The 25,794-nt window shown below is 66.0% G+C and carries 23 protein-coding genes and 1 riboswitch; of the genes, 13 read left to right on the plus strand and 10 right to left on the minus strand.

The window, feature by feature from the left end; genetic code table 11:
• Window positions 1-202, plus strand: a 202-nt coding sequence (locus QX126_RS32930) for a hypothetical protein (protein WP_315786732.1), incomplete at its 5' end; no start/stop codon positions are given.
• Window positions 203-955: 753 nt separating this feature from the next.
• On the opposite strand, the gene QX126_RS32935 is transcribed toward QX126_RS32930, so the two are convergent.
• Both QX126_RS32935 and alaS read right to left on the minus strand, forming a co-directional pair.
• The gene (locus tag QX126_RS32935; RefSeq protein ID WP_315739936.1) at window positions 956-2,185 is read right to left on the minus strand and encodes a cyclic nucleotide-gated ion channel; all 1,230 of its coding nucleotides are present in this window, start codon (window positions 2,183-2,185) and stop codon (window positions 956-958) included.
• A gap of 2 nt (window positions 2,186-2,187) precedes the next feature.
• Window positions 2,188-4,866, minus strand: a complete 2,679-nt coding sequence (gene alaS / locus QX126_RS32940) for an alanine--tRNA ligase (RefSeq protein ID WP_315786762.1) — start codon at window positions 4,864-4,866, stop codon at window positions 2,188-2,190.
• A 181-nt stretch (window positions 4,867-5,047) separates the two neighbouring features.
• Window positions 5,048-5,160: riboswitch (glycine riboswitch) on the plus strand.
• Window positions 5,161-5,305: 145 nt separating this feature from the next.
• On the opposite strand from alaS, the gene gcvT reads away from it, so the two are divergent.
• The 3 genes from gcvT to gcvP all read left to right on the plus strand — a co-directional run bounded on the left by gcvT (window position 5,306) and on the right by gcvP (window position 9,852).
• Complete coding sequence (gene gcvT, locus QX126_RS32945; RefSeq protein ID WP_315786735.1) at window positions 5,306-6,454, plus strand: glycine cleavage system aminomethyltransferase GcvT; 1,149 nt, start codon at window positions 5,306-5,308, stop codon at window positions 6,452-6,454.
• A gap of 9 nt (window positions 6,455-6,463) precedes the next feature.
• The gene (gene gcvH, locus QX126_RS32950) at window positions 6,464-6,829 is read left to right on the plus strand and encodes a glycine cleavage system protein GcvH (protein WP_315786738.1); all 366 of its coding nucleotides are present in this window, start codon (window positions 6,464-6,466) and stop codon (window positions 6,827-6,829) included.
• Between the two features lie 149 nt (window positions 6,830-6,978).
• Window positions 6,979-9,852, plus strand: a complete 2,874-nt coding sequence (gcvP, locus tag QX126_RS32955; protein ID WP_315786741.1) for an aminomethyl-transferring glycine dehydrogenase — start codon at window positions 6,979-6,981, stop codon at window positions 9,850-9,852.
• Here the strand turns inward: gcvP and QX126_RS32960 are convergent.
• Window positions 9,831-10,910: a DUF1835 domain-containing protein gene (locus QX126_RS32960; protein ID WP_315786743.1), complete on the minus strand. Its 1,080-nt coding sequence runs from the start codon at window positions 10,908-10,910 to the stop codon at window positions 9,831-9,833. The two genes, gcvP and QX126_RS32960, sit on opposite strands and share 22 nt — an antisense overlap.
• Window positions 10,911-11,207: 297 nt before the next feature.
• Window positions 11,208-12,296: a recombinase RecA gene (gene recA / locus QX126_RS32965; protein WP_315739908.1), complete on the minus strand. Its 1,089-nt coding sequence runs from the start codon at window positions 12,294-12,296 to the stop codon at window positions 11,208-11,210.
• A gap of 560 nt (window positions 12,297-12,856) precedes the next feature.
• On the opposite strand from recA, the gene QX126_RS32970 reads away from it, so the two are divergent.
• The 3 genes from QX126_RS32970 (at window position 12,857) to QX126_RS32980 (ending at window position 15,075) form a co-directional block, all read left to right on the plus strand.
• Window positions 12,857-13,150, plus strand: coding sequence for a hypothetical protein (locus QX126_RS32970; protein WP_315777640.1), 294 nt, complete (start codon window positions 12,857-12,859; stop codon window positions 13,148-13,150).
• Window positions 13,151-14,515: 1,365 nt separating this feature from the next.
• Window positions 14,516-14,755 carry a DUF6894 family protein gene (locus QX126_RS32975; protein ID WP_012045383.1) on the plus strand — a complete coding sequence of 80 codons (240 nt, stop codon included), beginning with the start codon at window positions 14,516-14,518 and terminating at the stop codon, window positions 14,753-14,755.
• 182 nt (window positions 14,756-14,937) lie between these two features.
• Window positions 14,938-15,075 carry a hypothetical protein gene (locus QX126_RS32980; protein WP_315739909.1) on the plus strand — a complete coding sequence of 46 codons (138 nt, stop codon included), beginning with the start codon at window positions 14,938-14,940 and terminating at the stop codon, window positions 15,073-15,075.
• An 18-nt stretch (window positions 15,076-15,093) separates the two neighbouring features.
• On the opposite strand, the gene QX126_RS32985 is transcribed toward QX126_RS32980, so the two are convergent.
• On the minus strand, window positions 15,094-15,342 hold the full coding sequence (locus QX126_RS32985) for a hypothetical protein (RefSeq protein WP_315777525.1): 249 nt from the start codon (window positions 15,340-15,342) through the stop codon (window positions 15,094-15,096).
• 120 nt (window positions 15,343-15,462) lie between these two features.
• Entirely contained in the window at window positions 15,463-15,759 is a 297-nt protein-coding gene (locus tag QX126_RS32990) for a hypothetical protein (protein ID WP_315739911.1), read from the minus strand.
• Window positions 15,760-16,019: 260 nt separating this feature from the next.
• Here QX126_RS32990 and QX126_RS32995 point away from each other — a divergent pair, with 260 nt between their 5' ends.
• Window positions 16,020-16,478, plus strand: coding sequence for a PaaI family thioesterase (locus tag QX126_RS32995; RefSeq protein ID WP_409999146.1), 459 nt, complete (start codon window positions 16,020-16,022; stop codon window positions 16,476-16,478).
• Between the two features lie 164 nt (window positions 16,479-16,642).
• Window positions 16,643-16,894 carry a PilZ domain-containing protein gene (locus tag QX126_RS33000; protein WP_315716061.1) on the plus strand — a complete coding sequence of 84 codons (252 nt, stop codon included), beginning with the start codon at window positions 16,643-16,645 and terminating at the stop codon, window positions 16,892-16,894.
• A 15-nt stretch (window positions 16,895-16,909) separates the two neighbouring features.
• Here QX126_RS33000 and QX126_RS33005 read toward each other — a convergent pair whose 3' ends face one another.
• Window positions 16,910-18,883 (minus strand): pyrroloquinoline quinone-dependent dehydrogenase, encoded by a 1,974-nt coding sequence (locus QX126_RS33005; protein WP_315786767.1) that lies wholly within the window; start codon window positions 18,881-18,883, stop codon window positions 16,910-16,912.
• A gap of 275 nt (window positions 18,884-19,158) precedes the next feature.
• Complete coding sequence (locus QX126_RS33010) at window positions 19,159-20,655, minus strand: caspase family protein (RefSeq protein WP_315786746.1); 1,497 nt, start codon at window positions 20,653-20,655, stop codon at window positions 19,159-19,161.
• Between the two features lie 212 nt (window positions 20,656-20,867).
• Here QX126_RS33010 and QX126_RS33015 point away from each other — a divergent pair, with 212 nt between their 5' ends.
• From QX126_RS33015 to QX126_RS33025, 3 genes are all read left to right on the plus strand, one after another.
• Window positions 20,868-21,278, plus strand: coding sequence for a hypothetical protein (locus QX126_RS33015; protein ID WP_315786749.1), 411 nt, complete (start codon window positions 20,868-20,870; stop codon window positions 21,276-21,278).
• Between the two features lie 212 nt (window positions 21,279-21,490).
• Window positions 21,491-22,537 (plus strand): HD-GYP domain-containing protein, encoded by a 1,047-nt coding sequence (locus QX126_RS33020; RefSeq protein WP_315786751.1) that lies wholly within the window; start codon window positions 21,491-21,493, stop codon window positions 22,535-22,537.
• 139 nt (window positions 22,538-22,676) lie between these two features.
• Window positions 22,677-23,912, plus strand: a complete 1,236-nt coding sequence (locus QX126_RS33025; RefSeq protein WP_409999147.1) for a GNAT family N-acetyltransferase — start codon at window positions 22,677-22,679, stop codon at window positions 23,910-23,912.
• On the opposite strand, the gene QX126_RS33030 is transcribed toward QX126_RS33025, so the two are convergent.
• Both QX126_RS33030 and QX126_RS33035 read right to left on the minus strand, forming a co-directional pair.
• Window positions 23,890-24,555 carry a DsbA family oxidoreductase gene (locus tag QX126_RS33030; protein WP_315756534.1) on the minus strand — a complete coding sequence of 222 codons (666 nt, stop codon included), beginning with the start codon at window positions 24,553-24,555 and terminating at the stop codon, window positions 23,890-23,892. The genes QX126_RS33025 and QX126_RS33030 overlap by 23 nt on opposite strands.
• 67 nt (window positions 24,556-24,622) lie before the next feature.
• Window positions 24,623-25,441 (minus strand): helix-turn-helix transcriptional regulator, encoded by an 819-nt coding sequence (locus tag QX126_RS33035; protein WP_315739916.1) that lies wholly within the window; start codon window positions 25,439-25,441, stop codon window positions 24,623-24,625.
• Between the two features lie 100 nt (window positions 25,442-25,541).
• Here QX126_RS33035 and QX126_RS33040 point away from each other — a divergent pair, with 100 nt between their 5' ends.
• A complete protein-coding gene (locus tag QX126_RS33040; protein ID WP_315739917.1) occupies window positions 25,542-25,766 on the plus strand; it encodes a hypothetical protein in 225 nt (74 codons plus the stop codon).
• The last annotated feature ends 28 nt before the right edge of the window (window positions 25,767-25,794 follow it).

Here is a 25,794-nt window from a genome sequence, read left to right on the forward strand (position 1 = left end):
CTCGCCGCTCTTGAACGGCCGATTCGTCATGCCCCCAAATCTTACCGTGAACACTGAGTTCTTGCCCAGCCTCGACGGGCAGCGGCCTGCGGCAAGCAAGGCCGACGTGCTCACCACCGATCCGGATCTCCTGCGCCGAAATTTTCATTTCATCATTCGCCTCAAATACATCGCCCGTTTCAAGAGCCCCGCGCAAAAATAAATTACTTCCGAAAATCAGCAAATCATGTCTATGCTCCCTTCGTTCCGGTCCGGATGAGGGGCGTACGCGTCGTCACGAAACGTTGGGCCGGCAATGCGGTGGACGTGAGGGCATCAGCGCGCTTCATGCGCGGACGAATGATGCGCTTGCGGACGTGAAGTCGCGTGGTCCTGACACCCCGAAGCTGGTGTCCCCGCGGCGGCGAGCGAGAAGCGCGTCGTCGCGCACGGTGGCCAACAAGCCCGGTGCACCGAGGAGATCGCGTATAAGCGTTAAAACCGCCGCGCAGGGAATGCCGGATGAATCGGCTTTGCCTGTGGTACCTGCCGCCTGCATTTTTTTCGCAGGCGGGCCATGGGTGAGGCCCTCACCCGGCATTCCCTGCGCCCTCATCATGTTTCGAGGGCGAATGCTTTCCGCATCCCCCGGGCGCGACCGCGCCGCGGGACCGCGTGTGCATGCCCGGCTGTTTGACTGGTTGGTAGATGAGATAAAGCTCGTAGCTGCGCCACTCCCCGCTCGCCGCAGCGAGGACGTTGATGGGCAATCTGTGTTGGGCGACGATCTCGGTCTCACCCTCCCCTGGAGGGGGAGGGTCGATCGCACGCGAAGCGGGCGAGCGGGGTGGGGTGAAGCCACGGATGCTGGTGCTGCCGGAGAGATCACCCCACCCCGCCTCACGTCTCGCTTCGCTCCCCGCGAGGCGACCCTCCCCCTCCAGGGGAGGATGACAGCGGGACTCGTTGTTCGGACCTACCCGTCCGTCTGGTCGTCGTGCTCGGCCTGCGACAGCTCGGCGAGGGCGAGGTCGCCGGAATCGGCCATGCGCGCCTTGGCGATGGTCCGGACATGCGCGGCCAGCGCCGGCATCCGCGCGATCAAGGCGTGGAAATCCTGCGCGTCGAGCACCAGCAGCCGGGTCTTGCGTGTCGCCGTCACGGTGCCCGAGCGCTTGGTCCGATGCAGCAGCGCGATCTCGCCGAAGAACGTGCCGTCGGCGAGCTTGACGCATTGCGTCGGCAGCTCGATCTCGACCTCGCCGGCAGTGATGAAATACATCGAGGAGGCGGCATCGCCGCGCCGCACCAGCACCTCGCCGGACTCGATCGTGCGCGCGCGCAGCAGCCGCATGATGTCGGCGATTTCGGACGCCGAAAGATGCGAGAACAGCGGCACCCGCGCCAGCATGCCCCAGGTCACGACGAAGTCGCGCCGCTTGATCTCCTCGGCGAACGCGGTGGAGATGATCGCGACCGGCAGCGCGATCATGGCAAAGCCCCAGATGATCGCGAACACCGTGATGATGCGGCCGAGCGGCGTCACCGGCACGACGTCGCCATAGCCTACGGTGCCGAGCGTCACGATCGCCCACCACATCGCATGCGGGATGGTGCCGAACTTGTCCGGCTGGACGTCGCGCTCGACCGCGTAGAGCAGCGAGGCGAACAGCAGCACCGCGCCGGCCAGGATCACGAGGCAGCCGATCAAGATGCGCCGCTCGGCCTGCACCGCCGACAGCAGCGAGCGCAGCGCCGGCGAATAGCGCACCAGCTTGAGGAACGGCAGCACGATGCACACCGCTTCCAGGCTGCGGTCGCCAAGCACGAGCGCAATCGCGGCCGGCACGAAGGACAGGAGGTCGACGACGCCGAGCGCGGAGAAGGCGTAAGCGAAGCGATCCTGGCGCGGCGACTGCCGCCGCGGCATGTGGCCGGCGACGCTCCAGAGACGGGCGACATACTCCGCGGCGAAGACGATCAGCGCGCCGATCTTGATCGCGCGCAGCAGTCCGCCAATGGCGGCCGCGATGTCCGGGTCCGATGCCAGCACCACCGCCAGCACGTCGAGCGTGATGACGAGCACGATGAACTGGACGACGCGCGAGCCGTGCGTGCTCGGCAGATGGTCGTGCTCGAGCAGCTCGTACAGCCGGTCGCGCAGATCGGGATCGCGAACGCTCTCGCCCGGCCCGAGCGGCGGCACGATCAGCCGGCCTTGCCGATCGCGCTCTCGATCGCGGCCAGCGCGGCCTCCGCCTTGCCGCCGTCGGGGCCGCCGGCCTGGGCCATGTCGGGACGGCCGCCGCCGCCCTTGCCGCCCAACGCCTCGGACGCGGCGCGCACGAGGTCGACCGCATTGAAACGCGCGGTGAGATCGGCGGTGACGCCGACCACGACGCCGGCCTTGCCGTCCTCGGTGACGCCGACGATCGCGGCGACGCCCGAGCCGAGCTGCTTCTTGGCCTCGTCGGCCAGCGACTTGAGATCCTTCATCTCGATGCCCGAGACGGCGCGGGCCATCAGCTTGATGCCGCCGACGTCGCGGATCCCGGCGGGAGCGCCGTTGCCGGTCTCCTGGCCGCCACCCATGGCGAGCTTCCTGCGCGCGTCCGACAGCTCACGCTCGAGCTTCTTGCGTTCCTCCATCAGCGCGGTGATGCGCGCCGGTACGTCCTCGACCGTGGTGCGCAGCTCGGCCGCGGCGGCCTTGGCGAGCGACAGATTGTGGTTGGCATGCGCGCGGGCGCCGCGAGCGGTCAGCGCCTCGATGCGGCGGACGCCGGACGCCACCGCGCTCTCGGAGGTTACCGCGATCAGGCCGATGTCGCCGGTGCGCCTGACATGGGTGCCGCCGCACAGCTCGACCGACCAGCCCATCGCGTTCGAGCCCTGCTCGCGCGCGACGTTGCCCATCGAGACGACGCGGACCTCGTCGCCATATTTCTCGCCGAACAGCGCGCGGGCACCGGCCTCGCGGGCATCGTCCAGCCCCATCAGGCGGGTCGTGACCTCGGCATTCTCCAGCACGACGTCGTTGGCGATGTCCTCGACGCGGGCGAGCTCCTCCGGGGTGATCGGCTTCGGATGGACGAAGTCGAAGCGCAGGCGGTCGGGCGAGACCAGCGAGCCGCGCTGGGCGATGTGGTCGCCGAGCACCTGGCGCAGCGCCTCGTGCAGGATGTGGGTCGCCGAATGGTTGGCGCGGATCGCCGAGCGCCTGCTGTGATCGACGTCGAGTTGCAGCGCGGAGCCGAGCTTGAGCGTACCCTGCTCTACCGTGCCGATATGCGCGAACAGGTCGCCGGCCTTCTTCTGGGTGTCGGTGATGCGGACGCGGACGCCGTCGCCGGTCATGAGGCCGGTGTCGCCGACCTGGCCGCCGGATTCGCCGTAGAACGGGGTCTGGTTGAGCACGATGACGCCGCTCTCGCCGGCCTTGAGGCTCTCGACCTCGGCGCCGTCCTTGACCAGCGCGGTCACTGCGCCTTCGGCGGTCTCGGTCTCATAGCCGAGGAACTCGGTGGCGCCGAGCTTCTCGCGCAGCGGGAACCAGACGGTCTCGGTCGCAGCCTCGCCGGAGCCGGCCCAGGCCGCGCGCGCCTTGGCGCGCTGGCGGTCCATGGCGTCGGTGAAGGAAGCCTGGTCGACGCTGATGCCGCGCGACTTCAGCGCGTCCTGGGTGAGATCGAGCGGGAAGCCGTAGGTGTCGTACAGCGTGAAGGCGACGTCGCCGTCGAACATGTCGCCCTTCTTCAGAGTGGCAGACTTCTCGTCGAGGATGGCCAGCCCGCGTTCCAGGGTCTTGCGGAAGCGGGTCTCTTCGAGTCGCAGCGTCTCCTTGATGAGCGCCTCGGCGCGGATCAGCTCCGGATAGGCCTGGCCCATCTCGCGGGAGAGCGTACCGACCAGCTTGTGCATCAAGGGCTCGCGGGCGCCGAGCAACTGGGCGTGGCGCATCGCGCGGCGCATGATCCGGCGCAGCACATAGCCGCGGCCTTCGTTCGACGGCAGCACGCCGTCGGAGATCAGGAACGACGAGGCGCGGAGATGGTCGGCGATGACGCGGAGCGACGCCTTCTGCGGGCCCTGCGGGTCGGCATTGGTGAGGTCGGCGATGGCGCGGATCAGGGCGACGAACAGGTCGATGTCGTAGTTGTCGTGCTTGCCCTGCAGCACCGCGGCAACGCGCTCCAGGCCCGCGCCGGTGTCGATCGACGGCTTCGGCAGCGGATTGCGGACCCCGCCCTCGAGCTGCTCATATTGCATGAACACGAGGTTCCAGATCTCGATGAAGCGGTCGCCATCGGCCTCCGGCGAGCCCGGCGGGCCGCCCCAGATCTTGTCGCCGTGGTCGTAGAAGATTTCCGAGCACGGGCCGCACGGGCCGGTGTCGCCCATCTGCCAGAAATTGTCCGAGCCACTGATGCGGATGATGCGGGATTCCGGCAGGCCGGCGATCTTCTTCCAGAGCCCGAACGCCTCGTCATCGTCGATGTAGACGGTCGCGGTCAGCTTGTCCTTGGGGAGGCCGAACTCCTTGGTGACGAGCTTCCAGGCGAGCTCGATGGCGTTCTCCTTGAAGTAGTCGCCGAACGAGAAGTTGCCGAGCATCTCGAAGAAGGTGTGGTGCCGGGCGGTGTAGCCGACATTGTCGAGGTCGTTGTGCTTGCCGCCGGCGCGCACGCATTTCTGCGACGTCGTAGCGCGGTTGTAAGCGCGCTTCTCGACGCCGGTGAAGACGTTCTTGAACTGCACCATGCCGGCGTTCGTGAACATCAGGGTCGGGTCGTTGCGCGGCACGAGCGGCGAGGACGGCACGATCTCGTGGCCGTTCGCGGCGAAGAAGTTGAGGAAGGTCGACCTGATCTCGTTGACGCCGCTCATAGCAATCCAATCGAAGAAGTCCGGGAATTCGGCGGTGATGCTTTTAGACAAGGGGACTTCGCGTGTCCAGAAACTGTGCAGAAACATCATGGGGTTGCTGCACGGCTCCTAAAGCTGGTTGAAAGCCCGAGTGACGCGTTGACAGCCTGCGCGGGCTGGTGTTTGGTCCGGGACATAGACGACAGTCGCGTCGGGAGAGACCGGTCTTCTGAGGTTCTGGTTGAACTTCAAGGGGTCGGCGCCGAAGGAGCAACCGCCCCGGAAACTCTCAGGCAAAAGGACCCTCGCGACTGCAACTGCATCTGGAAAGAGACGCTGGCCGGGCTTTGACCGGACCGCGTCCGCCGACGGGATAATACTCTCAGGCACAGCGACAGATGGGGCTTCGGTGGCGTTTTTCGGGACTGGTCCCGAGGAACCGCGCGAGGACCCCTGATCGATGGCTGAACCGGCTGCCCCCCTTTCTTTGAAGCGAACGCCGCTCCATGCGCTGCATGGCAGCCTTGGCGGCAAGATGGTGCCCTTCGCGGGCTATGAGATGCCGGTGCAATACGCCCCCGGCGTGCTCAAGGAACACCTCCATACCCGCAGCGCGGCCGGACTTTTCGACGTGTCCCACATGGGCCAGGTCGCGCTGGTGCCGAAATCCGGCAAGGTCGCCGACGCCGCAGCCGCGCTCGAGCGGCTGGTGCCGCAGGACATCGTCGGCATCCCGGCAGGCCGGCAGCGCTATGCCCAATTCACCAACGCCGACGGCGGCATTCTCGACGACCTGATGGTGGCAAATTTCGGCGAGCACCTGGTGCTGGTGGTCAACGCCGCCTGCAAGGACGCTGACATCAAGCTGCTGCGCGACGGGCTGTCCGACGTTTGTGACGTGCAGCCGCTGACCGACCGCGCGCTGCTGGCGCTGCAGGGGCCGAAGGCTGCGAGCGTGCTGGCGAAATTCTACGCAGAGGCCGAGGGCATGCGGTTCATGGACGCCGGCCCGCGCATGGTCGACGGGCTCCCCTGCTACGTCTCCCGCTCCGGCTATACCGGCGAGGACGGCTACGAGATCTCCGTTCCCGCCGCCAAGGCCGAGCAGCTCGCCGAAGCGCTGCTGTCCGACAACGACGTGCTGCCGATCGGGCTGGGCGCCCGCGACAGCCTGCGGCTCGAGGCCGGGCTCTGCCTCTACGGCCATGACATCGACACGACGACGACGCCGGTCGAGGCCGCCTTGGAATGGTCGGTGCAGAAGGTCCGCCGCACCGGCGGCGCGCGTGCTGGCGGCTTCCCGGGCGCCGACAGGATCCTGGCGCAGTTCGATGGCGGTGCGACACGCCGCCGCGTTGGCTTCAGGCCCGAGGGCCGCGCACCGGTGCGCGAGGGCGCGCCGCTGTTCGCGAGCGCCGACTCGGCCGAGCCGATCGGCCAGGTCACCTCCGGTGGCTTCGGACCGACGCTGAATGCGCCGGTCGCCATGGGCTACGTGCCGACCGCCCTCTCCGCAATCGACACCCGGCTGTTCGCCGATGTGCGCGGCCAGCGCCTACCGCTGCGCGTCGCCGCCATGCCCTTCGTTCCCAACACCTACAAGCGCTGAAGGACGTCCATGACCACGCTCTACACCTCCGACCATGAATGGCTCAGCGTCGATGGCGACACAGCCACCATCGGCATCACCGACTATGCGCAGGCCCAGCTTGGCGACGTCGTGTTCGTGGAGCTGCCGCAGGTCGGCCGCGCGCTGAAGAAGTCGGAAGCTGCCGCCGTGGTCGAGTCGGTCAAGGCCGCCTCCGACGTCTACGCGCCGATCAGCGGCGAGGTGGTCGAGGTCAACCAGGCGATCGCCGACGAGCCTGCGCTCGTCAACACCGACGCCGGCGGCAAGGCCTGGTTCTTCAAGCTCAAGATCGCCGACCGGGGCGAGCTCGGCGGCCTGATGGATGAGGCCGCCTACAAGGCGCATACGGCGTGAGACGTGCGGTGCGGCGATACTCACCACTGTCATCGCCCGGCTCGACCGGGCGATCCACTACGCCGCGCTCTCTCCGCCTGATCTCACCATCGATGTTTACTGGATGCCCCGCCGTCGCGGGGGCATGACGAGGCATAGAGGATTTGCTCATGACCACGCCGCTCAAGCCGCTCGATGATGCCGCCACCAGCTTCGCCCGCCGCCATATCGGTCCCTCGCCGCGCGACGTCGCGGCGATGCTGGAGACCGTCGGCGCCAAGAGCGTGGCGGAGCTGATGGCGCAGACGCTACCCGGCACGATCCGGCAGACGGCGCCGCTCACCCTCGAGCCGGCGCTGAGCGAGCCCGAAGCGTTGTCGCATATGCGCGCACTGGCGGCGCGGAATCAGGTCTTCACCTCGCTGATCGGCCAAGGCTATTCCGGCACGCTGATGCCGGCGGTGATCCAGCGCAACATCCTGGAGAACCCGGCCTGGTACACGGCCTATACGCCCTATCAGCCGGAGATCAGCCAGGGCCGGCTGGAGGCGCTGTTCAACTTCCAGACCATGATCTGCGATCTCACCGGGCTCGACGTCGCCAATGCCTCGCTGCTGGACGAAGCCACGGCGGCGGCGGAGGCGATGGCGCTGGCCGAGCGGTCGGCGCGGACCAAGACCAAGGCGTTCTTCGTCGATCAGGATGTCCACCCGCAGACGCTGGCGGTGCTGCGCACCCGCGCCGAGCCGCTCGGCTGGCAGCTGATCGTCGGCGACCCGGCCAAGGATCTGGACAACGCCGAGGTGTTCGGCGGCCTGCTGCAATATCCGGATACGACGGGCGCGCTGCGCGATCCGCGCCCCGCGATCGCCCGGCTGCACGACAAGGGCGCGCTCGCGATCCTCGCTGCCGACCTGCTGGCGCTGACATTGATCGCCTCGCCGGGCGAGCTCGGTGCCGACATCGCGATCGGCTCGGCGCAGCGCTTCGGCGTGCCGATGGGCTATGGCGGACCGCATGCCGCCTACATGGCGGTACGCGATGCGCTGAAGCGCTCGCTGCCCGGCCGCATCGTCGGCCTGTCCGTCGATTCGCGCGGTGCCCCCGCCTATCGGCTGGCGCTGCAGACCCGCGAGCAGCACATCCGCCGCGAGAAGGCAACGTCGAACATCTGTACCGCGCAGGTGCTGCTGGCGGTGATCGCTGCGATGTATGCCGTCTATCATGGCCCCGACGGGCTGAAGGCGATCGCCCGCACCGCGCATTGGCGGACCGCGGTGCTGGCTGCAGGGCTGCGCAAGCTCGGCTTTGCGCCGGAAAGCGAGACCTTCTTCGACACGGTCACCGTCGAGGCCGGCGCCAAGTCCGAGTCGATCATCGCCCGCGCGGAAGGCGAGCGGATCAATCTCGGCCGCGACGGCAGAAGGCTGCGGATCGCGCTCGATGAGACCACGACGGCCGATGTCGTCGAAGCCGTCTGGCGCGCGTTCGGCGGCGACCTCTCCTACACGGCGATCGAGGTGGAAGCGCGCGAGGCGCTGCCGGCCGAGCTCAAGCGGCAGCGGCCATTCCTGACCCATCCGGTGTTCCACGCGCATCGCTCCGAGACCGAGATGCTGCGCTATTTGCGCAAGCTCGCGGACCGCGACCTCGCGCTCGATCGTGCGATGATCCCGCTCGGCTCCTGCACGATGAAGCTGAACGCGACGACCGAGATGATTCCACTGACGTGGCCGGAATTCGCCAGCCTGCACCCGTTCGTGCCGCGCGCGCAGGCCGCCGGCTATCATACGATGTTCGCCGATCTGACCGACTGGCTGTGCCGCATCTCCGGCTATGATGCCGTGTCGCTGCAGCCGAACTCGGGCGCCCAGGGCGAATATGCCGGCCTCCTGGCGATCCGCGGCTACTACGCCGCCCGCGGCGAGGGCCATCGCACCATCTGCCTGATTCCCTCCTCCGCCCACGGCACCAACCCGGCCTCGGCGCACATGGCCGGCATGGAGGTGGTCGTGGTCGGCTGCGATGCAGGCGGCAATGTCGATCTGGCCGATCTCAAGGCCAAGGCGGAAGCGCATAGCGCCAAGCTCGCCGCCATCATGATCACCTATCCCTCGACGCATGGCGTGTTCGAGGAGCACATCCGCGACATCTGCGACATCGTCCATGCCCACGGCGGACAGGTCTATCTCGACGGCGCCAACCTCAATGCGCAGGTCGGCCTCTCCAGACCCGGAGATTACGGCGCCGATGTCAGCCATTTCAACCTGCACAAGACGTTCTGCATTCCGCATGGTGGCGGCGGCCCGGGCATGGGGCCGATCGGCGTGAAGGCGCATCTGGCGCCCTTTCTGCCCGGTCACCTTGCGACCGATGGCGCGAGCGCGCATCCGATCGGGCCGGTCTCGGCGGCGCCGTATGGCTCCGCCTCGATCCTGACCATCTCCTACATCTACATGCTGCTGATGGGCGGCGACGGCCTGACCCGCGCCACCGAGATCGCGATCCTCAATGCCAACTACGTCGCGGCGCGGCTCGATGCGCATTTTCCGGTGCTCTACCGCAACGAGCGCGGCCGCGTCGCGCATGAATGCATCATCGATCCGCGGCCGCTCAAGCAGAGCAGCGGCGTCACCGTCGACGACATCGCCAAGCGACTGATCGACTACGGCTTCCATGCGCCGACCATGAGCTTCCCGGTGGCGGGCACCTTGATGATCGAGCCGACGGAATCGGAGTCCAAGGCGGAGCTCGACCGCTTCTGCGACGCCATGATCGCGATCCGCCAGGAGATCGCCGAGGTCGAGCAGGGCCGCTTCGGAATCGAGGCCTCACCGTTGCGCCACGCGCCGCACACGGTGCACGACATCGCCGACGACGATTGGAACAGGGCCTACCGGCGCAGCGAGGGCTGCTTCCCCGCGGGCACCTCGCGCACCGACAAGTACTGGTGCCCGGTCGGCCGCGTCGACAACGTCTACGGCGACCGCAATCTGGTGTGCTCATGCCCGCCGGTGGCGGACTACGCCCAGGCGGCGGAGTAAGCCTCCTCACGCATGCTCCAAGGGATCGGGCGCCACGGCTCGCGACAATCAATGACGTGAGGCGTGGTAGGGTCCGGAGCGATGAGCACCGCATGCCAACGCCAGAGATTGGCGTTGATCAATTCGGTGCCACCCCACCAGCGCCGGATCGGATTTTGGCTGCTGAAATCCTCCTCGCCGGCGAGGATTGCCTTGCCGAGCGGTGTCAACGACAGCGTGCTGGCCCTGTAGCGCTCGAGGCGTTCACGGCTGTCGTGCATCTCGACCGAGAATGGCGATTCGGCGAGGCCCGAAATTGCAGGCACCGGCGCGAGCGCCAGACCGTCGAGCAACGTGCCTCCTTCCCAATAGTCATAGACGCGCCGTTGAAAGCGATCCTGATGATGCGGCAACAGGTCGAATGGGTGCTGATAGCCGGCTGACAGCAATTCGAGGATTCTTAGCTCCGATGCTCCGAGGCCCGTCGCAACACCGGGAAGCTCATCGAGCATCTCCTGCACGCAGCGGCGAAGCTGCGGCAGTGCACTGAGATCCTGCTTCAACAGATCGAACCAGGCTTGCGGCGTCGGCGCCCGAAACGCCCGCCATGCCAGATGACCCAGGTCGAGATGCTCACGTGCGAGCTCTACGCCGGCAATGGTCCGACCGGCGAGTCGCCCGGCCGGGGCATCGAATAGCGGTACATCGACATGCCGCAATACGATCTTCGTCGCGATCTCCGCGTGATGGCGCAGATAATCCAAGAGCCAGATCGGCACCAACTGGTCATTCGGACGGGTCCCCATCCACAGCTCGACGCTATCGCAGCGGTCAACAAGTTCGAGAAAACTGTGATTCCGCCCGCCGGCCGCCATGACGTCGCTACGCGAGGCGAAATCCAACCAATGCCCCCGCTTCCGTCGCGTGGTGCGCTGGACGAGATACGCCGATAATTCGGCATCGGATGGCAGCGGTCCCCACACGAAACGATGGAGAATTGGCACCACCAGGTCGGCAAAGCCGCCCCTCCGAAGCGCTCCGGCGCTCGGATCATCGGCCGCTAGAATCAAACGCGTCATGCTGTTGGCTCCGGCACGGCCCGATTGCCTCAAGGCGCTATCAACATATTCGCGATCGGCTCCCGGCGCCCAGGATCGGCGTCGGAAATCCCGGTGCCGCCGCGCGGATCCGGTCCGCTCGTCCGCGCACGCGCTTTCAGTTATTCGCGTTGAAGATCGTATCCGGCGCTCAGAAACGCCCACTCGCTGCATTCGGGAATGCAGCAGCCGCAGATTTCGGCAGAGCACCACACATCTGCAAACGGGCGCTGGAACGTCGGCAACTCAACGTCCACGGCGCCCGCCGCCGCCGTACCCCTACTCTTCCGCCGGCTCCTCACCGTCGGCGTCGCGCTCGGCATTGCCGGCCAGGATCTGCTCGGCGATCAGGCCGGAGTTCTGGCGGATCGCGGCTTCGATCTTGGCAGTCATGTCCGGATTGGCCTTGAGGAACGATTTCGAATTCTCGCGTCCCTGCCCGAGACGCTGGCTATCGTAGGAGAACCAGGCGCCGGACTTCTCGACGATGCCGGCCTTGACGCCGAGATCGAGGATCTCGCCCATCTTGGACACGCCCTCGCCATACATGATGTCGAACTCGACCTGCTTGAACGGCGGCGCCAGCTTGTTCTTCACCACCTTGACGCGGGTGGTGTTGCCGATCACCTCATCGCGCTCCTTGATCGCGCCGATGCGACGGATGTCGAGGCGCACCGAGGCATAGAACTTCAGCGCGTTGCCGCCCGTGGTGGTTTCCGGCGAGCCATACATCACACCGATCTTCATGCGGATCTGGTTGATGAAGATCACCATGGTGTGGGATTTGTTGATGGAAGCGGTCAGCTTGCGCAGCGCCTGGCTCATCAGGCGGGCCTGCAGGCCCGGCAGCGACTCGCCCATCTCACCCTCGAGCTCGGCCTTGGGCACCAGCGCCGCGACGGAGTCGACGACCAGCACGTCGACCGCCCCCGAACGCACCAGCGTGTCGCAGATTTCCAGCGCCTGCTCACCCGTATCCGGCTGCGAGATCAGCAGCTCGTCGATGTTGACGCCCAGCTTGCGCGCATAGACCGGATCGAGCGCGTGCTCGGCATCGATGAAGGCGCAGATGCCGCCCTTCTTCTGCGCCTCGGCCACCGTGTGCAACGCCAAGGTGGTCTTGCCCGATGATTCCGGCCCGTAGATCTCGACCACCCGCCCTTTTGGCAGCCCGCCGATCCCCAACGCGATGTCGAGCCCGAGCGAGCCGGTCGACACCGTCTCGACATCCATCGAGCGGTCGTTCTTGCCCAGCTTCATCACCGAACCCTTGCCGAACTGACGTTCGATCTGGGACAGCGCAGCAGAGAGCGCCTTACTCTTATCCATTGAGGAACCTTCGACGATACGCAGGGCGGTGGCGGACATTGGCGCTCCTTATGGCGGGGATTCGCGAGATGGACAAACGGTTAACGAGGTCGGCCAGCAATCTTGAGGTGAATGTACTCCATCCGTTCTTTGTTCGCAATATGTTCTTCTCAACAATCACCGCTCTCAGCCCCCTGACAACCGCGGGAACACGCCTGCCACTCGGGGGCCGGCGCGCAGTCCACCGAGCAGCAGCGAGGGAGCGCTGCCCGATCAGCGCGCCCAGAAGCGAAGTACGGGGTGCTGGATGACGGCGACCGCGAAAGGATCCTGATCCGGCTGGAGGCGGAAGCCATGTGCGCGAGCGGCGCAGCCGCCGACCGGCGATCGCGCGAATGACGACCAGCCTGTCCGAGCGCTCCAACCTCGCTTCCCACGCCTGCGGCAGACGTCGACTCAATTATAAGTTGTTAGTGTCGTCTCGGCTTTGCCCTATCATCCTGCTGGTCCTTCTCTGTGGGCATCGCACACCGCTTCCAATTTTCGGGACCAGCATGACCGGATCCAACAAGGAACAGACCCTCACGTTGTGGCGCCCCGTCGGCCCAAAGGAGCTTGCGTTGATCGAGGCGTCGGGCATGCGTGCGTTTCCGCCGCGCCTTCCTGAGCAGCCGATCTTCTACCCGGTGCTGACCGAGGACTATGCCGTGAAGATCGCACGGGACTGGAACGTGCCGGCGAGCGGCCGCGGCCATGTGCTACGCTTCGCGATCCTGCGAGGCTTCATCGACAACTACGAGGTGCGCGAGGCCGGCGGCCGCGAGCATCTCGAGTACTGGATTCCCAGCGAAGACCTGGCCGACTTCAACGCCGCGATCGTTGGACCGATCGTGCTCGTCAGGTCTTTCCCTTGAAACTACCAAACTCCTACACGCGTGCGTAGATCGCACATTCCGGGGTTCTCCTGACAGGAACGAAGTTCCCTCGCCTCTTCTGCTTTTGTTCGGCTCATCGTGCGTGCAGGCGCACGGTTTCGATGCAGATGCGCATGCAATGCTCGGCCGCGCGCAAGCTGTGTCCGGCCATGAAGTTCCGCAACAGAAGTGTCCGCGGATCTGCCGCGGCTATCTGGATCGGAATGGCACCCTGCGTTCCGACCGGAGCAATGGCCGGCGCGCGAACAGCTCGACGGCCGCCATATGACGGAGCGACAGATGAAACGGCGAACCCCAGGACGCTGTCTCGTGCCATGCCAGAGGGAGCCACGAGGGCCGTTCGCGCAGCCCCCTATGACCGGGCGAATGAGTGGGCCGAATGGAAGCCGGCGTGATCCGCATCACGCAGCACGCGGCGCTCACGACATCTTCAAGCCACAAACCATTGTCATAAACTTTGGGTTGCGTTATAGAATCGTGGTTGTCGTACGTCTGAGCAAATTTTTGATCAGCCCCGGATTTGTTTGTTCGTTGCGATGATGTCGCCGCACATTGTCAGTGGTGTATCGCCTTTGGTGTATCGCCCGTGGTGTGCCGTCGACCGATCCCTTGTAGCCTGCCAGCTACAACATTTGCAGGCTCCGTCACCCGTAGGCGCACGGCCCTGAAACCATCCGCGCCGAAAGAAAGCCCCGGACGACGTCCGGGGCTTTCGACGTTGATAGCTCCGCTCGGGATGCATCCCCCCGTCATTGTCGTGATGTCGAGGAACGGATCGCTGGCGTTGCGCTTCATATTGGCGATGACAAGAGATGACGTGACCTGCCCGTCCTGCAGGGCCGGCCTTCAAAGGATCGAGCTTCACTCGCAGCAAGGCGCCGCGGGAGAGAGGCGTTGTCCGGCTTGCGATGAACTCTTGGAACTGGTCGACGGCGCGACGCAGATCGCCTACCGACTGACAGTCGTGCCGGAACGAATCTTCGATCACAGCTAGGCGCGCGTCCCACGGCGATTGATCGAGATGGCAACCTTGATCTGACGCAAGGCACGCCTACTAGTTTCGCACTAGTCTAATTACGTCATTGCCGAACTGCCCTCGCTGGGAAGCTACGACGTTGACGCCGAGCCTCGGACCGCGGCGGTCCGAGGCTCATTCTCCGAGGCTCATTCGTTGGCCCGCAATCCGTCCGATTGCGCCGCACATCCTCAACGGCAATCAGCTCAACGGACAGCGCGACCGACCGTATTTTACCGGAATTGATCCGAGGGGGTTTTGCGCTTCCATTTGCGATGCGTACATCAAACCCAGCGGCCTGGGGCGGTCAGGGCTCACCGGTTTTGGCAATGCCGCTCTATTTCTTTCGTATCCGTAACGGCCACTTCTCAGGCGCGTCCGAGTATGGGACCGAGTGCGCCGACCGCAACGCAGCCTGGAAAGAGATGACCACCGTCTGTGCCGACATGGCCAGCAGCATCTCGCGCAAGCTCGCCGAAAACTCCGAATGGCAGATGGAGCTGCTCGACGAGGCACGGCAGCCGGTCTTCCGCATCCGGATCGTCGCCGAGTCGCTGGATCAGGCCTGACGGCTCGCCACACCTCTTGTAGATCGTCACCGACGAGAACCACAACCGAAGCCTGTGGCCGGCGAGGTGACTGCGCGTCATTTCGCCAGCCGAGCTTGATCCAGATCAAAATGCCTGTCTGCATCCTGGCAGACATTTAAATTTGTATGGGTAATCTGATCTTCAAATGTCCGCGAACGGGGATGAACGTGCAGCATTGGCTGGAAGAGCCGAAGCCCGGCGATCCCGCGTACGCCTATGAAACCGTGGTCTGCAAGGCCTGCACGCGGCTTCATTTCATCAATCGCGACACGCGCAAGCTTCTCGGCGAGAAGGAATGAGGCGCTAGCCGGAATGATTCAATCGGCGCTGGGAAGCCGCCGCATCGTGAACTCGATGGCCCCATCGGGAAGCTCGCGCCAGCTTTCGACGGCGCTCATGTAGCCGGCCTTGGGATAGCGGGTCAGATAATCGCGGGCCTTGGCGCGCGCTTGCTCGCGCGGCAGCGTGAACGTATCACGAACGTAGCCGTCGCGAACCGGGCCTGCGCTCTTCCTCTGGCGCCGGGCCGCCATCCGGCTGGCCATGTCTCGAGGACGCATCCCCATCGACGAACTCCAACGCGCTGCCACACCGTCAATATAGACGGGGCCGCGAGGAATCCGAGTCCGCAATCAGGCAAGCGGGCCCGGGAGGATCAGAGCCCGCCGACCCGAACGCGATAAATCTCAGTTGGTGCTGCCGACAGCCTTCGGCTTCTTGGCCGCGGTGGTCTTCATGGCAGGCGCCGCCTTGGGCTGCTCCGCCGCCCGGACGTTGCCCCAGGGATCGGCGCTCGTCTTGGCGTCCGGAATCTTGCGCATGGTGTCCTTGTAGGCCTGCTCCCGCGCCGCTTCGGCCTCTTTCTCCTCGGGCGACTTGGAGGGACCGTCGGCGAGAAGGTTGATGTTGGGCATCTGCGCCATTGCGGGAACCGCCCAGCCGGCCAGCACGGCGACCGCCATCGTCACGATCAGCTTCTTCATTGGTTACTCCCCGGTATAGGCGCCTTATACCATCGCTTCGCCATGCGCCAAGCCCGCGGCACTGTGCCGGAACGGTGGACCACAGGTCGGGATGTTCACGGCCGCATCGTCTGCGCGCACCTGCCGTCTGTTCCACGGTGTGCCCTCATCATAGTTTTCCAACTCCGGCCTTTTCAAGCCGCCGCTCTGCGGCAACATTCCGGCGGCTCCGCCGATCGCGGCGAGGCAAGTCGATGCCAAGACAAATCGATGACACGATCATGGAAGGACCTCCGCGCGTGCCGAACGAGACCCTGAACTTCACCACCGACGACGCGAGGCGCATCCTCGATGACGTGTTCGCGCCCTGGATCAAGGATCTTGGCTTGATCGTCGAGGACATCGCGCCGTCTCCGCAGGGCGAAGCCGGCGCCATCCTGCGCATGCCGTTCTCGCCGCGGCTCTGCCGCGACAATGGCGTCGTCTGCGGCCAGGCGCTGATGGCTTTTGCCGATACCGCGATGGTGATCGGGATGGTCGCCGCGAGCGGCGGCTACCGGCCGATGACCACTGTCGACCAGACCACGCATTTCATGCGCGCCGTTGCCTCCGCTGACGTGCTGGCGGATGCGCGCGTGGTGCGGATGGGCCGCACCATGAGCTTCGGGCGGGTCACACTGACCAGCGCCGGCGATGGCAAGCCGGTGGCCATGGTGTCGAGCGCCTTCGCGATGCTCTGATCTGCGGCCTCTCTGATCCGCGGCCCGGCGGGGGGGGTTAACGAAACATGAAGGCGACGGCCCGGGCTTCGCAGGCCGGATTCATCTGATCGAAACGCGAGACTGATTTATTTTAGGTGCTTTTGACGCGAAAGGTGACGCCATTCGGCACCGGGTTACAGGCCATGAGCGAGACGAGTGACAAGCGCATTGCACCGAGGCATCGGGTGCTGAAGCAGGGCAGGCTGGCATTCGACGGCGGCGGCGCGGTCGATTGCATGGTCCGCAACATGTCCGACACCGGCGCCAGGGTCGAGGTGGTCAGCCCGGTCGGTCTGCCCGAAGCCTTCACGCTGGTGATCCCGGCCGACAAGTTCACGCGGCGCTGCCACGCAGTCTGGAGCCACGACAAGCGGATCGGCGTCGCATTCGACTGATGGCGGCGCGGCGGGCTAGACCCGCCGCAGGCGCCATCGCCACAACGTCACCAACAGACCGACCAGCACCCCGACCGCGAGCAGGGCGCCGGCGGCGAACCGTCCGCCCGGACGATCAATCGTCCGTGACCACAGCGAGGGCCCTTCGCCATCGCGCGCCAGCCGAAACGCCACGACGCTGTCGCCGAGCGATGTGCCCGCCTCCGAATGGCCGCCCGCTGCGATCACCACGAATTGCTCGCCCTTCCATTCATAGGTCATCGGAATGGCGATGCCCGGCGCCGGCAACCGGCCCTGCCAGAGCTCCTGACCTGAGACAGCGTCGAAGGCGCGCAGATAGGCATCCATCGCGCCGGTGAAGACGAGGCCGCCGCCCGTGACCACGACGCCGTTGACGAGCGGCGTGCCCCACTTGAACGCCAGCCCGAGCGGCGCGCGATCCTCGGTGGTGCCGACCGTCGAGCGCCACAGGATCCTGCCGGCCTTGAGATCGACCGCGACCATTTCGCCCCATGGCGGCCGGTTGCACAACAGGCCGAGCCTGGACATGGCGACCACCCGCGTCACCGCGAACGGTGACCCGCGCTGCAATCCGAAATCGACACCGCGCGGCGGCGTCATCCGGTCAGCTTCGGCGCGCGGGATCAGCCTGACGATGTGGATGGCGCGGCTGACATTGGCGTAAAGGATCTGGTGCACGGGATCGAACGCCACGCCGCCCCAGTTCACGCCGCCTCCGGTCATTGGAAACAGCAACGCACCCTGAGTCGTCGGTGGCGTGTAGAGACCTTCATTGCGCAACGCCGCGAGCTGATCGTCACAGGAGGAATCGACGACGCGCGGCACGGCCCTGAAGACCTCTGCCACTTCGAAGTGCTGATTCAGCAGCGGCGGCACATGGGTCGGGAACGGCTGCGTCGGCGACAGAACCTCACCTTCGACGGCGCCCTGCGGCACCGCGCGCTCCTCCACCGGCCAGATCGGCGCGCCGGTGTCGCGGTCGAGCACGAACACGAAACCCTGCTTGGTCGGCTGCATCACGACGTCACGTGCACCCTGCCCGGTCTCGATCCGCGCCAGGGTCGGCTGCGCCGGCAGATCGTAGTCCCAGACGTCGTGATGCGTGGTCTGAAACGACCAGGCCAGTGCGCCGCTCTCGATCCGCAGAGCGACCACGGAATCGGCGTGCCTGTTGTCACCCGGACGCGCACCGCCAAAGAAATCCGGACTGGGCGAGGATGTCGGAAGGAACACGAGGCCGCGCACCTCGTCGACCGACATCGGCGCCCAGACGTTCGCATGTCCCGCCGCGATGCCGTCATGGATCAGCGGATCGAAACGCCAGCGCAGCTCGCCGGTGCGCGCATCGAAGCCGTGGACCGTGCCTTCGGGCGCATCGACCCGCACATTGTCGCCGATCGATGAGCCGACCACCACGACACCCCTGCTCGCCACCGGCGCCGAGGTGATCTGGAATTCGCCCGGCCACAGCAGGTCCTTGGCGATGTCGATCCGCACTTCACCGTCCGCTCCGAAGCCGGCGCAGGGCTGCCCTGTCCGGGCATCGAGGGCGATCAGGCGGGCATCGACCGTGCCCATGAACAACCTGCTGCGGCACGCCACGCCGGCTGGCGCCCGCTCGTCCACCCAATAGGCAACGCCGCGGCAGGCATAGCGATTGGCCGGGCGCCGTCCGTTGCCGACCTTGGGATCGAAACGCCAGCGCTGAACGCCGGTGCCGGGATCGAGCGCCACCACCTCGTTGAACGGCGTGCAGAACACCAGGCTGTCCTCGACCAGGATCGGCGTCGCCTCGAACTTGGTCCGCAAGGCGGCCGCGGGCGGCCGGCTCTGCAGATCCCCGGTGTGATAGTCCCAGGCAGGCACGAGCCGATCGACATTGGAAGGCGTGATCTGCGCCAGCGGAGAGAACCGCGTCCCACCGGCATCGCCGCTCCAGTGCTGCCAGGAGACGGCCGGCACCACCATCAGTTGGCTCCAGATGACGACCGCGCAAACACCCGCTCGACGCAATGACATGGACCTCTTCCTCCCGCAAACTGCATCCGAGGCGACGCAGCCGGGCCATGAAAGCAGCCTTCGCAGGCGGATCGAGCGGGATGGGACGGGCGGCGGCATCCGCGGGACGAGTGGTGGTGGGCGATGACGGATGGCGGAACCGAGAGGACGACCCGAACGAACCTCTCAAACGTCAGTGGCCGCCCCTGCGGACGGCCACATCGATGCGCAGAGGTCAGCGAGCTTCAGTAGCCGTAACCGCGCCGTGTCGGATAGCTCTGCGGAGCCCGCCCATAACCACCGCCATAGCCACCGCCGATGCCGATCCCGATACTGACCGGCGGCGCCACGCGCACCGGCGGTCCATAATACTCGCGCGGCGGAGGCGGCGGCGCATAGACGACGACATCATCTGGATCGCGACGGGGTGTGCGGCTAGCGCGCCTGGGCGGATCCTCGTCGCGCTTTCGGGCCGGCTTCTCTTCGACCCGCTTCTGCGTCTCGGACTTCCGGCCCGGCGGAGGCGTCTGCGAGCATGGACAGGTGGGACCAGCCGCGGCAACGGCCGGCACGACCGGCGGGGTTGCCGGGATCGCCGCGTTGGCGGCCGCCACCACGGGCGTCACCACGGGCCGGTTGCGCAAGCGCTCGATCAGCTTGCGCGCGGTCGGGGTCAGGTCGCTGTTCGGATAGCGGTCGAGAAAGCCTTGATAGGACGCCACCGTATTGATCAGCACCGCCTCGTTCCAGGCTGCCATCCTGTTGTGGAGGTCGAGCCATTCGCGCGCCTGCGGGCCATAGGGCGGCGCGGTGTAGAGCGCCACGAAGGCCTCATACGCCTCGACGCTGCCGTCGCCGACGATGATTTCGTTGGCGGCCTCGATCGGCTTGCCCTCCAGGTTGCGCTTCCATTCGTCGACGCTGCGCTTGGCGACGACCGGCCGCGGGCCGGCATTGGCAGCGCCCGCATCCGCCGACACCACGAAGCGAAAATCCTCCGTCAAGGACGACGAATCCCACGGCGTCTGCCGACCCTCGGTGACCTTGTTCACCGCGACGCGCACGCGCTTGAACGCCTGCTCGATCGGAAGGCCCGGTTCCCGCGCCGCCTGCAGCAGCGCCGTGGTGTAGGGGCTGTTGGCGCCGGTGCCATCCTCGGCTTCCGCACCGGGCGAGGTCGAGTAGGACAGGAAGGTGCCCGGCGCTCCCGTCTTTGTGTCGACCAGCGCAAGGCCGCGGCCCACGTTCTGACTGATGGCAGGAAACGGATTGTTGCGGCAGGCATCGAGCAGCAGGATGCGCATCCGGCTCGGCACAGAATTCAGCGTGTTCAGGAGATCGTTGAGACGCACGGCCTGCAGCGGAATGTCGGCTTCACGTCGCGGATCCACGTCGACGGGCACGAGATAGTTCTCGCCATCGATCTGCAGGCCGTGGCCGGCATAGAACACCAGCGCGACCGTGTCGGGTCCCTTGGCCGCAATCTTGGCGGCAAAGTCGCCCACCTCCCTGTTGAGGTCCCGCTGCGACAGATCGGCGGCCGTCGTCACCTCGAACCCCGCCTCCCCCAGCATCTGCGCCATGACCTTGGCGTCATTGGCGGGATTCGGCAGCGGCGTCACCGAACGATAGGCCGACTGCCCGATCACCAGCGCCAGCCTGCTGGTTTCGGCCAATGCGGGAGTGAGGCCGGCAAACAGGCCGCCGGCGAGCAATGCAGCCCTGAGAGCGTGCCGAAACATGGGACCTCCAATCTGCTCATGGCGTGCCTGTTGGTCGAGCCGGTTCGTGACCCGGTTCATCCCGACGGGCACAATCCGGTGAGCACGACGCCGCACGGCCGGCGCCGTTCGCGCCCTTGCCGCCCGCGGCCGGACATCGTTGCTGCACGAGATCCCCGTAGCAATGCCGCGATCGCTGGCTAGCGTGCGCGCCGCAACGGGGGCGATGAGACATGCGGCGGATTGCGTCACAGGTGGGGCTGCTCTCGGCCCTGCTTCTGGCCGGCTGCGCCGCCGACAGCAATGCGCGCCTGCCGGCCTTCATGCGCGCCAAGGCGCCCGCGCCACCGCAGCCCGAAGCCGCGCCGGATGTCGCACTTCTGGTGCGCAAGAATCTCGACATGATCTTCGTCGCAACGACGCTGCCGCGCGATCTCGAGGCCACATCCGCCCGACAGATCGATGCCGGCGATACATGGACCGCCTGCGTGCGGGCCGGAATCATCTCGGTGAGCGGCGCCGCGCTCCGGCGCCAGACCTATCGGCTCACGATCAGGCACAACGAGATCATCGACCGGCGACGCGCGGCGTCCGCCGACGACTGTGTTTCTGAAGATTACAAAGCCGTCCTGCCGATGAAGTGATTTTGACCCGAAGGCGATCTGGATCCGCCACGTCGACTGGAACTCGCCACGTCAGTTGGCGTGCAGGAACGGGCTACCGCATCAGTTGCGGATTGTTAGTTCTTAGCTAACGCAACTCCGCAACCGCACAGCGAACGAATGGCTCAAATTTAACGATTCCTGCGGAACATCTGGTTCGCAAAAGCGCGGAATGACCCTGGACCTGGCTTTCCATGAACGTTCACCTCGTCGGCGATGACACAGCCAAGCTCGCTCTGCTTCGCGGCATGCTGGCCGAGCGCTGCTCGCTCACATCTGAACTGATCGGTGACGCCGAATTCAAAGGCGGAGACATCGACGCGATCGTCGTGGCCGCCGATCTGCGCCGCGTCGACAACATCACCGCATTGAAGGAGATCTCCGACCGGCTCTCGCGTATTCCGCGGCGGATCTTCCTCACCAACAACAAATCCCGTCTGTCGACGGTCCAGGCCTATGCGCTCGGCGCGACGAGCGTGCTGTCGAGCACGCCGAGCCGCAATCAGTTGCTCGGAAAGCTGCTCGATGTGCGCCCCGGTTCTGCGGCCAAGAGCATCGCGGTCGACGACCGACAGGCCGCATTTACCGGCGCGTCCTGCATCGCCTCGATGTTTGCAGCCGTGCTGGGCGGTGCAGCGATCGACGTCGAGGAGACCCGGCGCGCCGGCAAGCGAATTGCCGAATGCATTGCAGAAAACGGTCTGTCCGATTGGCTCGCCACCGTTCGCCGCCATCACGAAGGCACCTATCAACACTGCCTGCTCGTGACCGGCATCACCGTGGATTTCGGCTTGAGCCTCGGCGTCCACAGTTCCGATCTGGAGCGTCTCTACATGGCCGCGATGTTCCACGACATCGGCAAGGCCAAAATCCCGCTGACCATTCTCGACAAGCCGGGACGGCTCGACGTCAAGGAACGCACGCTGGTGGAAACCCATCCCGTGGCCGGCTACGAAGCGCTGAAGGACAACGCAGCGATCACCGACGAAGTGCTCAAGGCGGTGCGCCACCATCACGAATTTCTCGACGGCAGCGGCTATCCCGATGGGCTTATGGCCGACAACATTCCAGATCTGACACGCATCCTCACCATCTCCGACATCTTCTCTGCGCTGATCGAATATCGCAGCTACAAGCCGGTGATGACGCGCGAGAAGGCCTATGAGATCCTCCAGGAGATGGAGGGCAAGCTCGAGAAGCCCCTGATCGGCGCCTTCCGCGAGGTGGCGCTGATCCGCTGATCGCAGCCGGCGATAGGCTGAACCGGCCGTTAACGCATCGATTCGAATTGTCTGCCAACGTCAAGTGTCTCTTCTCAGCTTTGCGCTAGTGTCGCCCGCGCGGTGCGGGTTGTCCGCGCCGCGAGGGGACCATCGGGACGTGGCCGAGATCATCGATCGCGCGATTGCGACTGCTTCATCGACGGCAAGGGACCACCAGGCCGATCCGCGCGCGCGCGTGCGCGCCGCCCACCTGGTGCCGCTCGAGACCATTTCACCGCAGGCATGGCAGGATCTGGCGGAGCGTGCGCGCGAGCCGAACGGCTATTACCTGCCCGGCTGGGAACGCGCGGTGAACGCCACGGCGCGTGGCCGCACCGGAACATCGGCGCTGTGCGCATGGGACGACGATCAGCCTTCGCGTCTCATCGGCCTGATGCCCACGACCTCCCTATGGCATGCCTGCAGGCTTCCGCTGCCCGCGCTCGCCAGTGGCCATCCCTACGGCACTTTGTGCACGCCGCTGCTCGACGCAGGGAGCGCGGAGCCGGCTGCGGCGCAGATGCTCGACGAAGCGCGACGAACAGGCGCTCGCGCCGTGCTGCTGCGCGACATGTCGCTGGCAGGCTCCGTGATGCAGGCGTTCGACGCGGCCCTTCGTCGCGGCGGCCTGCGCCCGCGCATGCTGCATTGCTATGAAAGAGCCTTTCTCGATGCGACCGGGGACGCCGACCAAGTGCTGCATGACGCGCTCGGCGCCAAGAAGCTGAAGGAGTTGCGCCGCCTGCGTCATCGGCTGGCCGAGCATGGCGCGGTTCGCTTCGAGGTCGCGCGCTCTCCCGGCGACGTCTCCGCTGCGCTGGAGACGTTTCTGGTCCTGGAGGCGAGCGGCTGGAAGGGACGCCGCGGCACTGCGCTGATCCAGCACGACGGCGACGCGGCGTTCATCCGACACGCGGCACCGGCGCTTGCGCAGCACGAGGCCTGCGAGATCATCAGCCTCCGGGCGGGCGACACCACCGTCGCCGCTGGCGTCGTGTTGCGCCATCAGGACCGCGCCTTCTTCTTCAAGCTCGGCGTCGACGAGCGCTTCGCGAAATACTCGCCCGGTGTCCAGCTGACGCTCGACCTGACACGGCACCTTTGCGCGGATCCGAAGATCAACGCCGCCGACTCCACTGCCGGTCCCGACCATCCCATGATCAACCCGATTTGGCGCGAGCGCCTCGCCATCGGTGACGTGATTATCCCGCTCTATACGCGCGATCCGGTCGTCGAGCTTATTCACGGCGCATTGACGGCGCGACGCGAAGGCCTGGCCATGGCACGCCGCGCGGTGCATGCGATCCGCGCCATCCGAAGGCGCCGGCCGACTACTCAGCCGCCTCGGCGTTGACCTCCGCCGACACCTGCCGGATGGCACGGGCCAGCATCTGCGGATCCTGCGCACCGGAGACGGCGTATTTCTGCGCGAAGACGTAGGTCGGAACTCCGGAGATGCCCTTCTCCGCGGCCTCCTGCGCCTGGGCAGAGACCAGCGCCACATCCTCGTCGGTCGCCAGCATCTTGCGGACCACCTGGGCATCGAGCCCGCAATCCGCTGCGGCCTGCACCAGCACATCGATATCGGTGAGATCGCCGCCGTCGCGGAAATACAATTCCATCAGCCGCTGCTTCATCTCGGGCGCCTTGCCGATCTCGGCGGCCCAGCGGATCAGACGATGACAATCGATCGTGTTGGGCTGACGGGCAACACGATCGGGATGATAGCTCAGCCCCTCCTGCTCCGCGGCCGCCACCACGCGGCCCGCGATGCCCTTGTAGGCCTCGACCGATCCGAACTTGGTCGTCAGGTACTGCTCGCGGCTGATGCCCTCGCGCGGCACCCAGGGATTGAGGAAGAACGGCCGGAAATTCACCTCGACCGGAACGTCCGGCACGAGCTCCAGCGCGTCCTCGATGCGCTTCTTGCCGATGTAGCACCAGGGACAGACGACGTCGGAGACGACATCAATGATCAGCGGCTTCAAGGTGCTCATGCGCCTCGCTCCAGGTTCGCTTGCGATCCGCGCAAGATAAGCCTCTGCATCGCCGAGACAAGCGCGGTCACGGCGAGGTAACCATCTCCTTCAGCCTGATGGCCGTGAGCTCATCGGCCGGAAAGAAGGTCTCCAGCGCCAGCTCCGACAACGTGATGTCGACCGGCGTGCCGAACACCATCGTCGTCGAGAAGAAGCTCAGCACGTCGGTCCCGACCCGCAGCCGCAGCGGGATCGCGACGCTGTCGGCCGCGAGCGGCGCCGATCGCGCCGGGAACGGATAGGACTTCAGCTCCTGATAAAGCTTCAGCAAATCGGCATCCGCCGTCGCCTCGCATTGCCGGTGCAGCCGCTCGAGCAGATGTCCGGACCATTCGGCGAGATTCACCGTCCGCGCTGCGAGCCCCTCCGGATGCAGCGCCACGCGCAGCACGTTGAGCGGCGGCGCAAGCAGTCGCGGTGGGACGCCTGTCAGCAGCGGCGCGATCATCCGGTTCGCCGCGACCAGGTTCCAGTGCCGGTCGATCGCGAGCGCAGGGTTGGGCTCATGGGCCTTGAGCACGAGGTTCATCGCCTCGCGCGCGGGCTTGAGCGCCGGATCATCCAGCGGGCGCTGCTGGAAGGCGGGCGCGTAGCCGGCCGCCACCAGCAGAACGTTGCGTTCGCGCAAGGGCACGTCCAGTCGCTCCGCCAGTTTGAGGACCATGTCGCGCGACGGCGCGGCGCGGCCGGTTTCCACGAAGCTCAGATGGCGCGCCGAGATCTCGGCATCGAGCGCGAGATCGAGCTGGCTGAGATGCCGGCGCTGCCGCCATTGCCGCAGGTGCTCACCGACATGAACGGGTCTGGCGCGGTCGGCGCGCGCCGAAGCAAGCTGTGCATTCATGGGCCAAGACCTATCACGCTGACGTCAGCGCCTCCATGACCTGCCAGGTAATCGAAATGCCTCCCGGCGCAGGTCATCGTCCTCACCACAGGAGATGACGATGAGCAGGCAGCGCAATCCCGAGACCTTTCCCTTCACCGCAGTCGGCCACTGGCTGGCGGGTCTCGCGACATCGCTGCTGGCGCGCTCGCTCAACCTGCCGGAGCCGCTGCTGCACGTCACCGGCAGCCTCGTCTTCGCGCAAGTCTACGCCATCGAGACAAGGGCAGCACGCTCGCTGCGCCCGGCGCGCCTGCGCCGTCAGCTCCTGGCCTGGTTCCGCTGAACCGCCCTCACCCCAAACCAAAGGAGAC

It is taken from the genome of Bradyrhizobium sp. SZCCHNPS1003 (assembly GCF_032381555.1).
In the GTDB taxonomy this organism is placed as follows: Bacteria; Pseudomonadota; Alphaproteobacteria; order Rhizobiales; family Xanthobacteraceae; genus Bradyrhizobium.